18 protein-coding genes are annotated in these 17,419 nt (G+C 53.1%); 15 read left to right on the top strand and 3 right to left on the bottom strand.

Features of this window, described 5'->3' with window-relative positions; translation table 11 throughout:
* Nucleotides 1–2 precede the first annotated feature (2 nt).
* From GRI69_RS04375 to rfbA, 13 genes are all read left to right on the top strand, one after another.
* A complete protein-coding gene (locus tag GRI69_RS04375; RefSeq protein WP_160727062.1) occupies nucleotides 3–1,178 on the top strand; it encodes a hypothetical protein in 1,176 nt (391 codons plus the stop codon).
* A 62-nt stretch (nucleotides 1,179–1,240) separates the two neighbouring features.
* Nucleotides 1,241–2,332, top strand: coding sequence for a glycosyltransferase family 4 protein (locus tag GRI69_RS04370; protein WP_272916458.1), 1,092 nt, complete (start codon nucleotides 1,241–1,243; stop codon nucleotides 2,330–2,332).
* 35 nt (nucleotides 2,333–2,367) lie between these two features.
* Nucleotides 2,368–3,012, top strand: a complete 645-nt coding sequence (locus GRI69_RS04365; RefSeq protein WP_160727060.1) for a nucleotidyltransferase domain-containing protein — start codon at nucleotides 2,368–2,370, stop codon at nucleotides 3,010–3,012.
* A gap of 610 nt (nucleotides 3,013–3,622) precedes the next feature.
* Nucleotides 3,623–4,105, top strand: coding sequence for a hypothetical protein (locus GRI69_RS16395; protein ID WP_419957061.1), 483 nt, complete (start codon nucleotides 3,623–3,625; stop codon nucleotides 4,103–4,105).
* 40 nt (nucleotides 4,106–4,145) lie between these two features.
* Nucleotides 4,146–4,583, top strand: coding sequence for a glycosyltransferase (locus GRI69_RS04355; RefSeq protein ID WP_160727058.1), 438 nt, complete (start codon nucleotides 4,146–4,148; stop codon nucleotides 4,581–4,583).
* Nucleotides 4,573–5,841 (top strand): glycosyltransferase family 4 protein, encoded by a 1,269-nt coding sequence (locus GRI69_RS04350; RefSeq protein ID WP_160727057.1) that lies wholly within the window; start codon nucleotides 4,573–4,575, stop codon nucleotides 5,839–5,841. The genes GRI69_RS04355 and GRI69_RS04350 overlap by 11 nt, the downstream gene beginning before the upstream one ends.
* Entirely contained in the window at nucleotides 5,834–6,865 is a 1,032-nt protein-coding gene (locus GRI69_RS04345) for a glycosyltransferase family protein (protein ID WP_160727056.1), read from the top strand. The genes GRI69_RS04350 and GRI69_RS04345 overlap by 8 nt, the downstream gene beginning before the upstream one ends.
* Nucleotides 6,858–8,156: a lipopolysaccharide biosynthesis protein gene (locus tag GRI69_RS04340; RefSeq protein ID WP_337191023.1), complete on the top strand. Its 1,299-nt coding sequence runs from the start codon at nucleotides 6,858–6,860 to the stop codon at nucleotides 8,154–8,156. The genes GRI69_RS04345 and GRI69_RS04340 overlap by 8 nt, the downstream gene beginning before the upstream one ends.
* 10 nt (nucleotides 8,157–8,166) lie before the next feature.
* Nucleotides 8,167–8,727 (top strand): serine O-acetyltransferase, encoded by a 561-nt coding sequence (locus tag GRI69_RS16390; protein WP_160727054.1) that lies wholly within the window; start codon nucleotides 8,167–8,169, stop codon nucleotides 8,725–8,727.
* 23 nt (nucleotides 8,728–8,750) lie between these two features.
* Nucleotides 8,751–9,311: a dTDP-4-dehydrorhamnose 3,5-epimerase gene (gene rfbC, locus GRI69_RS04330; protein ID WP_160727053.1), complete on the top strand. Its 561-nt coding sequence runs from the start codon at nucleotides 8,751–8,753 to the stop codon at nucleotides 9,309–9,311.
* A gap of 2 nt (nucleotides 9,312–9,313) precedes the next feature.
* Nucleotides 9,314–10,375, top strand: a complete 1,062-nt coding sequence (rfbB, locus tag GRI69_RS04325) for a dTDP-glucose 4,6-dehydratase (protein WP_160727052.1) — start codon at nucleotides 9,314–9,316, stop codon at nucleotides 10,373–10,375.
* The gene (gene rfbD, locus GRI69_RS04320) at nucleotides 10,372–11,223 is read left to right on the top strand and encodes a dTDP-4-dehydrorhamnose reductase (protein WP_160727051.1); all 852 of its coding nucleotides are present in this window, start codon (nucleotides 10,372–10,374) and stop codon (nucleotides 11,221–11,223) included. Before rfbB ends, rfbD begins: the two co-directional genes overlap by 4 nt.
* Nucleotides 11,220–12,095, top strand: a complete 876-nt coding sequence (gene rfbA, locus GRI69_RS04315; protein ID WP_160727050.1) for a glucose-1-phosphate thymidylyltransferase RfbA — start codon at nucleotides 11,220–11,222, stop codon at nucleotides 12,093–12,095. The genes rfbD and rfbA overlap by 4 nt, the downstream gene beginning before the upstream one ends.
* Here rfbA and GRI69_RS04310 read toward each other — a convergent pair.
* Nucleotides 12,092–13,066, bottom strand: coding sequence for a tyrosine-type recombinase/integrase (locus tag GRI69_RS04310; protein WP_160727049.1), 975 nt, complete (start codon nucleotides 13,064–13,066; stop codon nucleotides 12,092–12,094). The genes rfbA and GRI69_RS04310 overlap by 4 nt on opposite strands.
* Before the next feature lie 327 nt (nucleotides 13,067–13,393).
* Here GRI69_RS04310 and GRI69_RS04305 point away from each other — a divergent pair, with 327 nt between their 5' ends.
* Complete coding sequence (locus GRI69_RS04305) at nucleotides 13,394–13,741, top strand: VanZ family protein (protein WP_160727048.1); 348 nt, start codon at nucleotides 13,394–13,396, stop codon at nucleotides 13,739–13,741.
* Here GRI69_RS04305 and GRI69_RS16385 read toward each other — a convergent pair.
* Nucleotides 13,738–13,974 carry an HGGxSTG domain-containing protein gene (locus tag GRI69_RS16385; RefSeq protein WP_419957063.1) on the bottom strand — a complete coding sequence of 79 codons (237 nt, stop codon included), beginning with the start codon at nucleotides 13,972–13,974 and terminating at the stop codon, nucleotides 13,738–13,740. The two genes, GRI69_RS04305 and GRI69_RS16385, sit on opposite strands and share 4 nt — an antisense overlap.
* A 38-nt stretch (nucleotides 13,975–14,012) precedes the next feature.
* Complete coding sequence (locus tag GRI69_RS04300; RefSeq protein WP_160727047.1) at nucleotides 14,013–14,555, bottom strand: hypothetical protein; 543 nt, start codon at nucleotides 14,553–14,555, stop codon at nucleotides 14,013–14,015.
* A gap of 381 nt (nucleotides 14,556–14,936) precedes the next feature.
* Between GRI69_RS04300 and GRI69_RS16015 the strand changes: the two genes are divergently transcribed.
* Nucleotides 14,937–17,419, top strand: a 2,483-nt coding sequence (locus tag GRI69_RS16015) for a calcium-binding protein (protein ID WP_272916457.1), incomplete at its 3' end; no start/stop codon positions are given.

Genomic DNA, 17,419 nt, shown 5'->3' with positions numbered 1-17,419 from the left:
ACTTGGTCGACGGTTGGGCGGTGCCACTGGGCGCCGCTGTTCTTATGTTTTTAGGAACGACCAATCTTAGTTATCTCACGGGAAATGAGGGTAATTTCCTCATTCCTCAATTGGCCCTTACAGTTCTCGCCGTGGCGCCGTTCGTAAAGGTGACTAACTTCAACCCTATATACGTATTGATAATATGCTCAATATTGTCGGCTTTATTAATAAGTAATTTCGGCAATAGCGAGGCCGCCTTTACCAGCCCAATTTTTATTTTTTTGACGACAATAGCAATATTCACTTGCTTCCAACTTCGGGCCGGTGCATGGTTAATGGGCCATCGAATGCTATTAACTTTCTGCATGATTGTGGTGGTGTCCCAATTATGGACAAACCTTCAATTTTCTCCAGAAGATTTCGTGCATTCCCGATCAAAGGGTTGGGGTTCAGGCACTCTATATGCTCTATTGGCTGGTTTCGTAATCATTTATATAATGTTAGAGTGGCCAAAGGGCAGTCAAAGTCGTATCTTGCTATTTACAATGCTGATCTTGGCGGGGTGGTCAATATTTCTGACCCAGTCGCGTGGGGTATTTCTATCGCTCATAGTAATGGCTGCTCTACAGTCCGCCATAAAATCCAAACGATACATCGCATTTGCATCGGTTTCGTTGGCTGTTGCCGCACTGCTTTGGCTAAATATCGACACTGTTAGCAGAATTCCAATCATCGAGAGGATGCAGATCTATGACGCGCGGGACCTTGATGCGTTTACGTCTGGCCGGTTGCAGACCCATGTTTGGATCTGGAATTGGCTGCTTCGAGAGGATGAGCTGCTCAGTTTGCTCTTCGGCGCGCAGGGCCTGGGGGGGGTAAAGAACTTGGCCTTGCGCGGGCTCGAGTTCCCTCATTTCGACCTTCTGTATCTCCTATACGATGGAGGGGTAGTGGCGGCACTGGGCTTCGTCTTCTTCTCATGTGCTTTGATCTACAAGACTGCGTACTCCCCAGGTGTGGTGCTCTTTTTCGTGTCAGGGCTGCACACAAATATGGTGCTCGCTCCAAATTTCCTCATTCTTGCAATGGCTATGCATCTTTTTGCCGAGGGTCCGCCTGGAGTGCGAGGCGCGGGTAGGGCCACCACGCCAAGCGGGCGATTAGATTTGCGAAAGCGCCACAGGATGGAAAGGTGAGGTTCGCTATGTTTTTTGCGGGAGGCCTGCATTGCTAGTAATGGTTTACCAGACGAACCCATTTGAGAACGGACAGGGGGGGGGGAGTCAGATATGTCCAGAACTTGACGAATTCACTTCTCGACTCCGTGTCAGAGATGGTCTTCCTCGGAGTTGGGGGGAAAGCGGAGACCCGTGGAAAAATCCGTTACATTCCCGTAGCTCAATCTGCAAACAGCACCTGGCGCTTTTTGCTAGGACTCATCTGGGCCAGGATATGGTATCTACGTGATGTAAGCGCTGTCATTCATGTTCATCGACTATATTATTGCTTGCCTTTCTTGGGTCGTCGCTTTTGCTGCATCGTGACCTTACACGGTAGGACCTTCACAGTTTTCCCTAAGCGCTTCGGTCGGCTTGCTTCTCGAATTGTATTTCCAATATTTCGCAATATCGAAGGTTTTCTTCTTAAACGAGCGACAAAAATTGTTGCAGTAAGTTCGGACGTGGTTGATCAATTTAAACAAAGGCACGGAAATTTAATTGATCAATCTGATATATCCATAATTCCCTCGATGATTGATCTCCAATCCTTTAGTCCAGATCGTCCCCCTTGGCCGGATTCGCCATATCCAGATAGCGACGTTTGTCTCTTCGTAGGGCGGATCGCGCACGTCAAAAACTTGCCGCTACTTTTAAGGACCTGGGAGCTAGTGCTCGCGGAGCTTCCAGAAGCGAAATTGGTCATCGCAGGGGAGGGTGAAGATGCGAATTTGATTAGCAAGCAAATCGAAAATTCCGCGCTTGTTCGGGCGGTCTGCATGGCGGGTGCAGTTCCTCCCGATATTGTTCCCCTCGCGATATCTTCTGCGAAGGTTCTGGTCCTAACCTCCCAACATGAGGCATCGCCCACGGTGGTTAAGGAGGCCTTGGCCTGTGGCATTCCCGTAGTCTCAACACCCGTCGGGGATGTCGCGTCGATCATTTCCGATGGCGAAACGGGTGCTATTGTGGAGCCTGATGAAAAGGCGTTGGCCGCTGCAATCGTCGCAGTAATGGGTTGGAACAGGTCTCGACACCGCATCGCGGAGCATGCGCACCTTAAACTTAAACCGTTTGAGCCTTCCGAAGTGACCAAGAAATATCTTACTTTGTATAGAGCGTTGGGAGCTTAATTTTTAAGCAAGGGCACTACCTCAAAGAATTGACGATGGCAGAGAAAAAGTACAAATTCGCAAACAGGCTAATCAATAAGCCCATACCTGTATTGATATCCTATATGATATTTCAAGGTGTTCTTTATATGACGCCGGGAGAGCGGCTCTTCAAAGTACTGGTTACAATAATATTTGCGGTGCTCTTCTATGCGGCCGGCATTGGACTGCTATGGTCCTTTGTAGCCGGGCATTTCGCGAACTTTTTCGTCAACAGTCAAATTCCGGTGATGCTTCGGTACCTAGGATTGGCGCGCGCTCTCTCGATGCGAGATGTGACGCGGATTATCGAAAAGCTTGCAGAGACGGCTAAGGCCCACGGCATTCGTGAGGTTCTTTTTTACGGAAGTTTCTGCCGCGGTAAAATGCATAGTTATTCAGACATCGATATACGCCTTTACCATCGTTCTGGTCTTCTAAGTTCGGCAAGGGCTTATTGCTACGCGTTAAAACTTAGACTTTGGGCGAATATTAACGGGCTGCCGCTGGACGTGTTCTGCTTTAGTGAATTGAACTTCATCAACAAGATGGATGATAGGGAGGTTCCGGCGCTCTTGTTTTCCAATGATATCTTCAAGAGAAAATTCCCCAATGCGCCAACCCCCAGGCAGGCCCTCGACGGCAATCGGGGCCTTCAATGAAAATCGTCCTTAGCGGACCCGATGGTACTGGTAAGTCGACGATTTTGGAGGAGCTTCTAAAGCAGATCAAAGATCATTCGTTTGCCCACACCTCTTGGCGAAGGTTTGGATTCGTACTGGCGCGGCTGTTCAATCTTCTAGGCCGCCTCTTGGGTTGGAGTTACTATGAGGATACTCCAGGCGGAAGGTTGGGTTATCACAATTATTCAGGAGTAGCTGGACGTATCTACATTTTCAGCATCTGGATCGACTGGAACCTATTCATAAAGCCCAGATGGAAGCTTTCTGATTCTCTGAAAAACGGGAAATTTATTTTAGCAGACCGTTATCTAATTGATATCGTCGCTGATTCCGCACTTTCAAGCGGGAATTTACGGTTCGCCTTGAGGCTTTTTGATGCCGCGATTAAAGACCATGTAGCTTCGTGGGAATGCGTAGTCTTGAGCTGTAACCCGGATCTGGTTCGACGGAGACGCCCGGACATTCGATTTGACAAGAATTATGAGAGAAAAGTCAAAATCTATAGGTGCATTGCTCGAATCTACCGTCTCCACATGATTGACACAGCTGATTCTCGGCCGGATCAGATAGCAAAAAAGATACTCCAGCGATGCGGATAGTCGGTATAGCATCTGGGGGCGGGCATCTTACTGAATTATTAGCGGTCTGTCGGCATTTCCCGGCCTTCGATGTCGTGCTGACTGAGCCTGGGGCTGTGGACCGCGGTTCTTCTGGGGCTTTTGACTTGATGCCAATTGTGGATTGCCATCGGTCACCTTGGCTCTTTTTGAAGAACGTCCTGTGGGCAATACGGTATTGGATGCGGTTAAGGCCGGCTATTGTCGTTTCGACCGGCGCAGGGATGGCGGTCCCGTTCTACATCATATCGCGAATTACCGGAAGTATCTGTATCTTTATTGAAAGTGGTGCGAGAATAAACTCTCCATCGATCACTGGACGTATACTCTATCGATTTTCGAATGTGTTCGTGATCCAAAGTAAAGAGCTGCAAAAGTTTTATCCAAGATCTTTGGTGGCTAGTATTTTACCAGAGGGGTCATTCGGCGATGATTTTTTGTCTTTTCGGGACTAACCCCTACCCATTTAGCCGCCTAAGAGAATTTATCTCCTTCTTGGCGCAGGAAGGTGGCGAGCAGGTCATTGCACAATGCGGGGTCACTGCCGAAGCGCCAAATTGCGAGTGCTTCAAATACGCTCCTAGAGATGAGATCCGAGCGCTCATTGCTCGCTCAGAGCTTGTCATTGCACAAGCAGGATACGGAAGCTGTTTCGACGTTTTGGAGATTGGTCGCCCTCTGATCGTTGTTCCTCGAAAGAAGGAGCTGGGCGAATGCCAAGACAATCAAGTGGAGTTAGCCAACCATCTCCGTCTGACTCGCCGAGCGATAGAAGCCAATTCATTGCAAGAGTTGCGAAGGGGAATTGCAGCTATCAGGGCTCAGCCAGTTGAATCGTGGCGACCTGGTAAAAGCGGAGGGCTGGACTTGGCCTGCCGAATTTCAGCGGAACTTCATCGACAGTTCGAGATGAAAATTTTTCATGAAAAGTAGAGGCGCGCTCATGATTAGGGCCAATGAGTTGCTGCAGCGACTTCGGCGAATGCTCTCCGTAAGGATTTACGAAGAGGGCATTTGGCAGACTAAAGGTAGGGCCATTCAAGAACATTCCCCGCTCACCGCAGGTGGGTTGAAAGTTGCTTTGGTGACTTCCGGGTCCTTCCCTCCTCGGGAGGGCTTGGGTACTCATGTATTTTCCTTAGCCAAATATCTCAATGCCAAAGGCTGCGACGTTACCATTTTCGTCCGTACCGGCGGTTTCCGGCGGCCCTCGATGGAAACCTACGAGTCAATAAGGGTCACGCGAATTCCGTCATCGAGCATACCAGCCATTAGTTCTTTCATCTTCGCTGTCATTCTGACGACCATTTTTAGGCGCAAAGAACTCGATATCATTCATTATCATTCTCCCCTTGTGATTCCTGCAAGGAGGACCGGCTCCGAAAAAAGGCCCAAAGTTATTTCCACCATACATTCGACTATGGTGGCGGATACCAAATTTATTGAACCGATCAGCTTGCATGCCAAGCTTAATAAGTTGATGGGCTACTTTTTAAGTCCGTTAATGGAGCGGTTGCTTATTAAAGGAAGTGACAAAATTATCTCCGTTTCGGAAGGGGTGGCCGAAGAACTTAGAAATTTCTATCACGTTCGGCAGGATAAAATATCCACAATTGTCAATGCAATTGATTTGGAAGTATTTAAGGGCCGTGGAAATCGACGTGAAGGTTTTATTCTATATCTGGGTCGTCTTGGATACCGAAAGGGCTTGCCAGAACTCTTCGATGCTATCGTGCGGTATCAGCGTGCAGGCGGGCAACGCCATTTCGTTTTTGGAGGTGATGGCCCCCTCTCTGAACTCCTAAAGCGACGTATATCGGAACAATTTGTTCCGGATACGGTCTCTTGGCTTGGCTCGCTGGATACCGAGGGCGTGGCTGACGCTCTCGCATCCGCTGAATTCTTGATTATGCCTTCAACATACGAAACCGGCCCCAGAGTAGTGCTGGAGGCAATGGCAAGCGGCACCCCAGTTATTGCTACAAAAGTAGGTTTGGTCAAAGACATCGATCCGGAAGCCTATATCCCAATTAATGATCACACCTCCTCATCGATTTTTGATGCTCTTCAAGCTGCATCGGCACTGTCTCCTCAGGAATACATGAAACTTTCATTACGTTCTGAATGCTTGGCTGAAGGGTTCTCCTCCGAAAATATATACGCGAAAGTATTGGATCATTATCGTGAATGATATTATTATTATAATTCGCGATTATAACGAAAATCTCGCAAAAAGACAGCCTTGGTATACTATAAAATTCCTCATTATGGCTTTGAAAATCAGAGGTTACCGAGTAAGCGTTGCTCCAAGTATTAGAGAGGTCCCGATGGGATTTTCGGGGATCGTTGTAAAGACGTTATCTTTGTCAGATCTTCTCTGGAGCGGAGGCGCGGAAAATCAAAGCTTTCGTCTTTACTATCTCGCGACATTCCCACTTTATCGAATTCGAGATTTTTGGCGCGCTGGATTTGCTGCAGTCTTTCGAAATTTTGGTGATCTTTGGCGGCTTTTAATTGGGGCTACCGTTCCGCGTTTTTGGGTGGAGCGGCACCTCCAAAAGTCACAAGGTGTGATTTTCCTGTCGGATGTGCGGTATCGACAATATCGCGGTGACAATGGTTATTTGATGATCCCGTTCATCAAGGGAAACTGGGGGCAGGCAAGCCTTGAGATGAGCGGCCGGAAGTATGTCAAATATGTTTACGTTGGGCCGCCTTTCGAAACTCGGGGTATTGATCTCGTGGCCCGGTTCGCTTTGGAATCTGGCACCAAAAATTTGAGGCTTCTGGTGCGCCAGGAACGCCCCGAACTCAAGGATAGGTTTAGGCCATATGCCAAGGCCTTCCGAAGGGCTGAGGTAGTCGAAGGGATGCTGTCGCGGAATGAGCTTTTCACCCAGTTGGCTCAGTGCGAGATGGCCCTCCTGCCTTTCCGCCTAGTAATGGCCGAATGCCCAATCGTCGTGCTCGAAGCGATAGAGCTAGGCCTTCAAGTAATCACCACCGAGGAGTGCGGATTCGCTTCATTTCCTTTCTTTCCGGGTTCTGTCGTGTTGCCAGGGTCAACGCTTCGCCACGCAGTTGAAAAGTTCAAAGTAACTTACGGAGCTGACCGAGCAGATGCGGATAGCTTCTTCGGAGCGATCGAAGCTTCGAATTCTGATTTTTTTGATTCAGTATTTCCGGTTTTGCCCGCTGAGCCACCGCGTGGTTGACTGGCGGCTGAGAAAAGTGTTCCGTCTCTCCAATTTCCGGGCTCGGATCAGCATTACACAAAAAATTTCTCTTGCTGGATTGGCGGAGAACTCGGTCGTAATTCGCGCGCTCTCCCTCCGCGCGACCGCGGTTTTGTTGAAAGCCGCTCAGGTTATCATTCTAGTGCGTTTGTTTGGGGAGAGCGAGTTCGGCATCTACTCCATCGCCCTAAGTGTATTCTTGCTAACGATGCTAGTAGGCCGCCTCGGGTTAGATCATTATATTCTTAAGGAGGCAGCTTCCAGCGATGAGGATACCCGGGCGCGCTTAACGCGACTATCTTACTTTTCGTCGATTCCGGCAGTTATAGCTGCAGCTGCCGGATATGCATTTGTAACAGCATTTTACTCTCAAAATGTCGCCACGAGCTTTCTCGTTTTGGGATTATCCGCGCCATTATATGCGACAATGTGGAATAGCATATTTCTACTCCGAGGATTGGGGCGTGTAAATATTTCCATCTTTTTGTTTGAAGTCATCGGCCCATTAAGCCTTTTGGCGATTGCATTCTTGGCAAGAGATTTGCCCTATGCTCTTGCGGCCGCCTTCTTTTTATCGACCTTGGTTGTCGCGGTGGGTGCACGACTAGCCCTAGGTCGGGTTCCAGCGGTTGAAAAAGATACAGCGCGCCGCGGGGAAAGCCCGCTTCGATCGGTGGCGCAGGCAAAATCTTTTTATGCATTCTCTCTGATCGAAGGGGTGCAATCCTTATTAGATAGCTTGGTAATCGGTTTCTTTCTCCGTCCGGTCGATGTGACGTTCTATGCGATTATCATGCGCATCACCACTTTGATCCTTCTTCCCGTAACAATCACAACAATTTATGCCAATAATATCGCTGCAAGATTCTCGAGAAATGACCTCGCGAGTGGCTGGCACGCATTGAGAAAATTCACACATCTAAACTTGGCTTTTTCGCTATTCGCGTTCTTGGGCGCAATTTTGTTGTTGCCCTTGGTGAATATGATTTTCGACGTTGAGTTCACGAATGAAGCCTCAATGGCGTATGTCGCGGTTGCAATGGCGAGATTTTTTCAAGGGGCGACCGCGACGGTGCGAAGTGCTCTCTTCATGGGCGGGCATGAAAGAGGTTTAAGCCTTCTTTCTGTCATGGTCCTTGTCCCATATTCGTGCGCATTGGTCGCATTCACGCCGACATACGGCATCAGCTTCGTCGGATTTTCCGTATTAGGGTTCGCGCTCGCATTCGGAATTTTCTCCTTTTGGTACCTCCGGAAAAAAATTATTTAAGAGATATGAGATGAGAAAATCTCTGGAGCAGATAAGCTTTCTTCGACAAGATTTGAAGCGCTGCTGGGGGAGGCGTGAGCCATTCCCATTCGCGTTCATCCTTTCTCCTTTTCTGTGGCTAACTTCATGGTCATTACTATATTATAGGATCTCTCGAGCAATTTTGCTTCTTCCGTACCCATTGAATGTTATTTTTTCACCTCTGAGGCATTTGATAAAACGTGGAGGGCAATTGATTACAGGCACTGACATATCGGAGAGGGCGAATATCGGTCCGCGCTTTTTTATAGCTCATAACGGGACGTTAGTTCTGGGCGGCGGGTTGATCGCGGGCGCAGATTTTTTCGTTCGGCAAGGCGTTACCGTTGGTGGAGATGGGTTTCGTGAAGGTCACCCGCGATTTGGAGATAGGGTTACTTTGGGGGCAAACGCGGTAGTCGTCGGTGATATAGACATTGGGTCCGGTGTCTTCGTTGGGGCGAATAGTACCGTTACTAGGAGCGTTGCTGATGACACTGTAGTTGGTGGGGTCCCAGCGAAAGTTATTCGTCGCATTTCTTCGTCAACCTAAACGATGACAAAGCTGAGACTTTAATGAGAGTTATCCAGACCAAGCTTCCTGATGTTGTTTTGCTGGAGCCACGGAGGTTTGGTGATCACCGAGGCTTCTTTGCTGAGATCTACAATGCGCGCGCATTTCGCGATGTAGGTATCAGGTCTGAGTTCGTACAGGATAATCACTCGCTCTCCGAAAAAGTGGGAACCGTCAGAGGTCTCCATTTTCAGAAACCTCCGGCGGCACAGGCGAAATTGGTCCGATGTGGTCGCGGCGCAATTTTCGATGTCGCTGTAGATATCCGTCTCGACAGCCCGACCTACGGCAAGTGGGTCGGCTACGAACTCAGTGCAGATAACGGTCTTCAGCTCTTCATTCCTGCAGGCTTCGCGCATGGTTTCATGACGCTGAAGCCGGGCAGTGAGATCGTATACAAATGCTCGGATTATTACGCTCCCGAAACCGAAGGCTCGGTGCGCTGGGATGATCCGGATCTCGGCATCGGATGGCCGAAGGCCGAGAACCCGGTCCTGAGTGAGAAGGACGCCGAGGCGCCTTCCCTCTCACAAATCAAAAGCCCATTTTGCTGGGAGAAATAACAATGAGGCTTTGCGTTACCGGCGGTGCCGGTTTCATCGGCTCTGCCGTCGTCAGGCTTGCGATTAAGCGAGGTCACGAGGTACTCAATCTTGACGCTCTCACCTATGCGGCTTGTCTCGAGAATGTGAGCGATGAAGAGGCAAGTGCACTCTATCGTTTCAAGCAGTGCGACATCCGTGATCGCGAAGGCGTTCAGGAAGCACTCGACGACTTCAAGCCTGACATTGTCATGCACCTTGCGGCGGAATCGCACGTTGACCGCTCAATCGATGGACCGTCCGATTTTATCGAGACCAATATCAACGGGACCTTCAATGTGCTGGAGGCGGCCCGGAAATATTGGGAGGAAGCTGGAAAGCCCGAACGCTTCCGCTTCCATCACATCAGCACTGATGAGGTCTATGGTTCGCTACCTGCTGACCCCGAGGTCAAGTTCACTGAGGGCACCCCTTACGATCCGCGGAGCCCTTACTCCGCCTCTAAGGCGAGCTCTGACCATTTGGTCCGGGCATGGCACGAAACCTACGGTCTGCCTGTCGTCATCACGAACTGCTCGAACAACTACGGGCCCTATCACTTCCCAGAAAAGCTCATTCCGGTCGTCATTCTTAATGCCCTCGCGGGCCAGCCGCTGCCGATCTATGGCGACGGCTCGAATATCCGGGACTGGCTCTACGTCGAGGATCATGCGGAGGCTCTCCTGCTGGTCGCAGAACGAGGAGAGGTGGGGCGGAGCTATAACATCGGCGGCGATAATGAGCGCACTAACCTAGAGTTGGTGCAGGCGATTTGCTCAATTCTCGATCGCGTCCAGCCGCGAAGCGAAGGTCTGTATTCCGATCTTATCACTTTCGTCACTGATCGTCCTGGCCACGATGCTCGCTACGCTATCAATGCCTCGCGCATACGTGATGAACTGGGGTGGCAACCTTCTGTGACCGTGGAAGAGGGGCTGGAGCGGACGGTTACCTGGTATCTCGAAAACGAGGCGTGGTGGCAGCCTTTGCTGGAGCGCAAGGGCGTGGGTGAGCGGCTCGGTACCGGCAAGGCAAAGTCAGCGTGACAATACTCGTTTTTGGTAAGACGGGGCAGGTGGCTTGCGAGCTAAAAGCCTTGGGGAATGTCACCTGTTTGTCTCGGGACGAGGCCGATCTCTCGGATCCTGAAAGCTGTGCAGAAGCGATACGAAAACACTCGCCGAACGGAGTGATCAATGCTGCGGCTTATACGGTCGTGGACCGCGCTGAAGAGGAAGTCACTCTCGCTACCCGCGTGAATGGTTGGGCGCCAGCTGCGATGGCTAAGGCGTGCGCTGAGATGGACGTTCCCTTCATCCACATTTCGACTGACTACGTTTTTGATGGAAGCGGCAATGAGCCTTGGAAACCCAGCGAGCTGACCAATCCTAAGAACGCTTACGGTTTGTCAAAACTGATTGGCGAAAAAGCCGTCCAAGAGGCCGGCGGGCGGTACGCGATCCTTCGCACGTCTTGGGTCTTTTCCTCCCATGGCAGCAACTTCGTGAAGAGCATGCTGAAGCTTTCCGAGGACCGCGATCAGCTGAATATCGTCGCTGACCAGGTCGGAGGCCCGACGCCAGCGGCCGACATCGCACAGACCTGCCTCGACCTAGTGGACCAGTTGGCGAATGATGCTTCGAAGTCAGGCACCTATCATTTCAGCGGGGCGCCCGATGTCAGCTGGAAGGATTTCGCCGAGACAATATTCGCGCAGGCTGGGCGCGAGGTGACAGTGAAGGGCATCGCCACAAGCGAGTATTCAACTCCGGCCACCCGACCGCTCAATTCGCGGCTCGACTGCAGCAGTTTCGAGCAGACCTTTGGCATCGCTCGCCCTGACTGGCGGCACGGCCTGAAAAACGTTCTCAAAGACTTGGAGATTACGCAATGACCGTTCGCAAGGGGATCATTCTTGCAGGGGGATCGGGTACACGCCTCTATCCCGTAACCACCGGCGTATCTAAGCAGCTGCTTCCGATCTATGACAAGCCGATGATCTATTACCCGCTAAGCGCGCTTATGCTCGCGGGTATCCGGGATATCTTGATCATTACCACTCCCGAAGACCAAGTCCAGTTCCAGCGTACGCTTGGTGACGGCAGCCAGTGGGGCATTGCGCTGTCTTATACGGTGCAGCCCAACCCCGACGGACTGGCGCAAGCTTTCATTCTCGCAGAAGGCTTTCTCGATGGCGCACCCTCCGCGATGGTCCTCGGGGATAATATCTTCTTTGGCCACGGGCTGCCCGAAATGCTCGCTGAGGCGGGCGGCGATGATGGTGCCACCGTCTTTGGCTATCACGTCAAGGATCCGGAGCGATACGGCGTCGCAGATTTCGACGAGAGCGGGACTGTTCGCGCGATCGTCGAGAAGCCTGAAGTCCCGCCGTCCAGTTATGCCGTGACAGGTCTTTATTTCGTTGACGGAACAGCGCCCGAGCGAGCACGCCGAGTGAAGCCTTCGGAGCGAGGAGAGCTCGAGATCACCTCACTCCTCGAGACGTATCTCGAGGATGGACTTCTGTCGGTCAAGCTTATGGGCCGCGGATACGCTTGGCTCGATACGGGCACGCATGCCTCACTACTCGATGCAGGCAATTTCGTCCGCACTCTGACTGAGCGTCAGGGGCAGCAAGTGGGCTCGCCTGACGAGATCGCATATGCGCTTGGATGGATTAGCAACGAAGATCTGACGGCCAGGGCGTCGCGTTTCGCGAAGAACGAATATGGAGAATATCTGGGCGCTCTGGCTAAAGGCTCTTAGCGTTCACAACCGTAGCGTGGTTGGAGTGCCAGTCCCGATTGGGCCGGCATTCTTGCTTCTGCGTGTATCTCGGACAGGCGCTTCCACCGCCGGAGATGCATGGAATGCGTTGAGGCATGTTCGACATACCGTGCTAGCACGTTCTGGCTCTTCCATCCTCCGGCCTGCATGATGCCGAGGGTCTCGAAACCTGCGACAAACATGTCCTGAGCCGCGCCAACCCGCATCGAGTGACCCGATAAGGCGCTTACCTCCGGCCGGGTCAGCTCAGCCCTCTCTGCGGCGCGTTTCACGATCCGCCTAACCGAGGCGGTCACCAGCGGCCGTTCCCCCAATTTGCGCGTGTGTAGGCCTTGGAAAAGAGCGCCCTTAGTGATCTGAGAGGCATCTAGCCATTCGTTCAGATGCGCGGTCGTATCGTCCGAGAGGTAAGCTGACCGCCCCTCACCAAACTGATCATTCTTCGATCGGGGGATCAGCAGCCGCGTACGGCATGGGCTTAGATGCTCGATGCGTAGCAGGACGAGTTCACCGCTCCGGCACAATGTATCGTAGCCAACCGAAAGAAGCGCAGCGTCGCGTCTTCCAGAGAGGGTGTCTGGGCAAGCGACGACCATTCGGTCCAAGAGCTCCTTCGTCAGACCGAGAACCTGCTGCTGCCTCGTCGATTTCCTGCGCTTGGCGCGGCGTACGGCCAGACGGACTTCACTGTGCTGGTTCGGACAGGGGAGGTCGGCGATCAGGTGCGCGAAGCGGATCGCGTCGACCCGGTGTTTCACCGTCGACATGGCCTTGGTCTCGGCCTCATTGTCTATGAACTGCGCCACACTCTTCGGTTGAGCGGGGAGCCATTGCTGCTCACGTGCCTCACACCACCTCTGGAAATGACGCAAATCATTGCGGTAGCCACGCAAGGTGTTTTGCGAGTAGGCACCGATACAGCGAGCGAGGAGATCATCGAGCTTATGCACTGTGCTATCAAATATAGCATAAGGAGGGCGGCGTCAAATGGTGTCCGCTAGTCAAATTCGTGCGGCGAGAGCTCTTCTGGCAATCTCTGCCCAGGATCTCGCCGACGCAGCCCGAGTTAGCTGGGCTACTATTCAAAGGTTTGAAGCATTCGATGGGGTGCCTCCTTCGCGTGCGGGAACGCTAGAGCGAGTTCAGAAGGCTCTCGAGAATGCTGGCATCGAATTCCTCGGAGACCCGATTTCCACACCGGGCGTTCGCGTCAAGCGCCGTTAGCAAGCTACCACGACAGGAAACCTCCGATCACTTACCGCCTCTTTGCGATCGCCTTGAGCGCGACCTCTCTTGTGGTCCTGGTCCTTGCCGTCCTGCCTTCTTTCAGCATTCCAGGTAATCCCGACGACAAGCTGCTGCACGTCGTCGCTTTTGCAGTGCTAGCCTTGCTGGCAGCAGGAACTTTTCCGCGTCTCCACTTGCGGCAACTCTGGATGTGGCTTGTGGGCTTTGCGGCCGCGATCGAGTTGATCCAGATGATCATGCAGCAGGGACGCGAAGCGGACTGGAATGACTTTATGTTCGGCATGGGAGGGGCGGCTGCCGCCTTGCTCTGCGTTTTTCTAGGGCGCCGGATCGTCGCGCTGCTGTCTTTGCGACACGAGAGCAGCGAGAGTGACTAGTCGAACTCCCTCAGTGTCGCGAGACTTTCTCGGAGCAGATCGCTGAAGTAGCGACGTTCCTTGATGGCGTCTCGCGTGTAGAACCCGTGTTTGAGCGCGTTCTGGTTGTTCGTTGGGGCACCGCTCCCTTTGGCCCCGCCGTGCATCCGACATCGCTTCTTGCCCGAGACGGCGGGGGAGCGGCAACCCGTTCCGCCACGGGTTCTTGCTCCGCACCTCTGACTGTTCAGCATCGGTTCGACATTGCGCCGGTGGCTAGCCGTTCGAGCTGTCACTTCCCTGAGCCCTTGCGAACCGGTGTGCGATCAACGGTCTCAATGCCCGGGTCTTTGTCCATACTGCGGTCGGCCAAGGCAGGCGGCGGGTTAGTGCGAGGCTGGATGCGTTTCATGGTCACCTGCCTCTGGGAGGTGAGGCGCTGGTAGGCGACCATTTGCTTCATCGATGTTTCCATGGCCTTGATTGCATGCTTCTGGGTTGCGTCGCGGTGGAGAGGAAGTTCTCCTTGGTTCAGTGCGCGGGAATGGCACGCGACGATAACCTCATGATTGGTAATCATCTGTACCGCTAACATCCCTTCGAGCGCGTTAGCAGGGTCCAAGTCACTCAGCGTGATGATGATCGCTTTGATGTAGTTGTCTCGTTCGGCGCGTGACATCGGCAATGCCGTCCAGCGACATACGGTGGCCTGCATCACAAGTTTCAGGAACACCTCGCGCGAAAGGCCTGCAGGCGGTTCAGCGGCGATCTCGTCGAATAGCGCGACGCACCGCGCGTAGGCTTCCCCGTGCAGCTTCATCTCATCATGGTCCATTTCAGTCTCCTTTGGTCTGGTTCGGAGTAGGAGAATAGATGAGCTAAAAACCACTTTGAATTACAGGCCAAGCTGTTGAAATGTAGAGGGTAAATTGAGAGCCCGACGTCGGCTCGTACTAGAGTTTCGTCCGCGTTTCGCCGATTCGGCAGAAAGGCTCGCGGCATTGGTCTCACGCCCCAAGCTTGCTGTAATCGTACCGTTCCAACCGCTACTGTACATGGGGTTGAATTGCGATTTTCGCTGCGAACCACCCATCTGCGAGAGGGCTCGCGCGATAACACCATCTGTCAGGCGAGGGTTCTATCGTTCCCCGTTGTGTATTCGGCTCGACTAGAGCAGTGAGTAATTAGACAGGAAATAGGGAAAAAGGGTCGCGCGATGAATGACTTGCTCGGATTCGAAATCGATATGCATAGGGGCGGCGAGGAGCAGGACCCGGCATTCATCAAGTTTAGCGTCGAATTATCCGATGCATTCTCTCAAGCCCAAACGATCCGACTGTTATTTTGGCCGCAGGGGGATGTCCAAACGTGGGTGACGCTTCACAGAAATCCGGACAATGGGATTTTTGAAGGAGAATTTGCGCTGAATCCTTTGGCCCAGTCTGATCTTTATGAGGTCAGGTCGATCCGGGCCATAAGTAACGAGGGCTCCGAGGTTGATATCACCGACACACAAATAGAAGCGTCAGGCTTTTCCAATAGCTTTGATTTCTACAATGAATTTGGCGATGAGCTCGGGCCAGTAGTCGACGATGCGTCTTTTCTAACCCCTATTAGAGGTGATGATGGCACTTTTTCACTCTCTGTCAGGTTCAATGTCAGCGACGAGGGTGGCGCTGGTATCGACACAAATGATGTCGTAGTCGAGATAGAGGGACCGGGGGGCGAGTCCTATTTTTCGTACGCCCAGGTCGGCGCCGATGGCATAGCTACAGCAGCGTTCGCCCTTAATCAGTATTCACCTTCAGGGACATATCGGGTGAACACTATCCGTGTGGCGGACAACGCCCTGAATTTGACGATGGCACGTCCGGATGCTGCGGTATGGTTGAACAATCCGGACGGAGATCCGGCTGCGCCCAGCCTAAGCAACTTCGACGCCGCGTTTGCATTGGACGAAAGCGATCGCCCAGTGCTGGAATTCTCCATGCGATGGTCTGACGATGGAGCCGGTGCTGATCGAGCATATATCAGAGTTTATTTGCCAGATGGGGGTCACCAGGACCGGTGGATTTATCTTGACGGCGATGGCCGAGCTCAAGGAACTGTCGACTTAGGAATCCCCGCGGCGGCGGGAACTTATAGAATAGAGCTGACCGGATATGACCGAGCCGGGAACCAAGTCCGTTACTATTCTGATGATTTATCAGCATTGGAACTGCCCGGATTCCTAACTGTCGAGGGCCCCGAAGACTGGGGCATAGCGTCTTCTATCCAAGCCTCCATCGGTGGAGCAGCCGTATACGGTTCCACGCAAGGCGACACGATCGTCGCCACCGAAACTGGAAATGCGCTCTTTGGGAATGCGGGGAATGACCAACTTATTGGTGGAACTGGCCGTGATCGCTTATTTGGTGGTTCTGGCGATGATCTCGCCGAAGGAGGGGGTGGAGCGGATCACATTGTCGGTGGTTTTGACAATGATGTCCTTCAGGGAGAGGACGGTAACGACACCATCGATGGAGGCGAAGGCGACGACATCCTGGAAGGCGGCGCCGGTTGGGATACGCTGGAAGGCGGCGATGGCAAGGATACACTTGTCGGAGGCAACGGCAATGACCGCGCGTCATATCTGTCGGCTTCGGCGGGCGTCACTGTCAGCCTCGCGCTCTCCAGCGCTCAGGACACGCGAGGAGCCGGCGTCGACACGTTGGCTTCAATCGAATATTTAACGGGTTCATTTTTCGCGGATACGCTGATCGGCGACGAAAACGGAAATATTTTGTCGGGCGAATTTGGCAATGATTGGCTAAATGGCGGTGACGGTCGTGACTATCTTTACGGCGGGGCGGGGTGGGACACGTTCGACGGCGGTGGGGGCAATGACCTGCTCAATGGCGGCAACGGCAACGACCGGGCGTCTTACCTCTCGGCGTGGGCGGGCGTAACCGTCAGTCTCGCGCTGGAAGGGGCCCAGAACACGCTCGGCTCCGGCTGGGACACCCTGGTTTCGATCGAGGACCTGACCGGCTCGGTGCATGCGGATGTTCTGACCGGCAGCGATGACGACAACCAGATCTTCGGTGCGGGCGGCGCGGACCATGTAATTGGCGGCTTCGGTGACGATTTGCTCTTGGGCCAGGATGGCGACGATGTGATCGAAGGCCAGGCCGGCTGGGATATGCTGCGCGGTGATGACGGCAACGACACGCTTATCGGCGGCAATGGCGGCGACCTGCTGCTCGGCGGCGACGGCATCGACACGCTCTCGGGCAATTCCGGCTTCGACCGCATCTATGGCGGCAGTGGCGGCGACATCATCTCCGGCGGCGCCGACCGCGACCTGTTGTTCGGTGAAGGGGGCGACGACACCATCTCGGGCGATGGCGGGAACGACCTCCTGCAAGGCCACAATGGCGAGGATGTGCTCGATGGAGGGGCCGGCAACGATGTCGTCAACGGCGGCGCGGGTAACGACACTCTGCTGGGCGGTGACGGCGACGATATCCTGATCGGCAACTGGGGCATCGACACGATGACCGGCGGTACGGGCGCGGACACCTTCCTCTTCAAGGCAGGCCATACGGGCAGCTACGCGCACCTTGCCGACACCATCCTCGACTTCAGCCAGGCCGATGGCGACATTATCGACCTCTCGCAGATCGATGCGCTTGCAGGCGGAGGTGACGATGCCTTCGC

The organism is Qipengyuania vulgaris, assembly GCF_009827325.1.
Lineage (GTDB): Bacteria > Pseudomonadota > Alphaproteobacteria > Sphingomonadales > Sphingomonadaceae > Qipengyuania > Qipengyuania vulgaris.
This window is presented reverse-complemented; position numbering and strand designations above follow the sequence as displayed.

What these genes read in the sequence shown, in the direction of transcription:
- GRI69_RS04365 (WP_160727060.1), top strand. Translation starts at nt 2,368, where the DNA reads ATGGCAGAGAAAAAGTACAAATTCGCAAACAGGCTAATCAATAAGCCC.
- GRI69_RS16395 (WP_419957061.1), top strand. Translation starts at nt 3,623, where the DNA reads ATGCGGATAGTCGGTATAGCATCTGGGGGCGGGCATCTTACTGAATTA.
- GRI69_RS04350 (WP_160727057.1), top strand. Translation starts at nt 4,573, where the DNA reads ATGAAAAGTAGAGGCGCGCTCATGATTAGGGCCAATGAGTTGCTGCAG.
- GRI69_RS16390 (WP_160727054.1), top strand. Translation starts at nt 8,167, where the DNA reads ATGAGAAAATCTCTGGAGCAGATAAGCTTTCTTCGACAAGATTTGAAG.
- rfbC (WP_160727053.1), top strand. Translation starts at nt 8,751, where the DNA reads ATGAGAGTTATCCAGACCAAGCTTCCTGATGTTGTTTTGCTGGAGCCA.
- rfbB (WP_160727052.1), top strand. Translation starts at nt 9,314, where the DNA reads ATGAGGCTTTGCGTTACCGGCGGTGCCGGTTTCATCGGCTCTGCCGTC.
- rfbA (WP_160727050.1), top strand. Translation starts at nt 11,220, where the DNA reads ATGACCGTTCGCAAGGGGATCATTCTTGCAGGGGGATCGGGTACACGC.
- GRI69_RS16385 (WP_419957063.1), bottom strand. Translation starts at nt 13,974, where the DNA reads ATGCTGAACAGTCAGAGGTGCGGAGCAAGAACCCGTGGCGGAACGGGT.
- GRI69_RS04300 (WP_160727047.1), bottom strand. Translation starts at nt 14,555, where the DNA reads ATGGACCATGATGAGATGAAGCTGCACGGGGAAGCCTACGCGCGGTGC.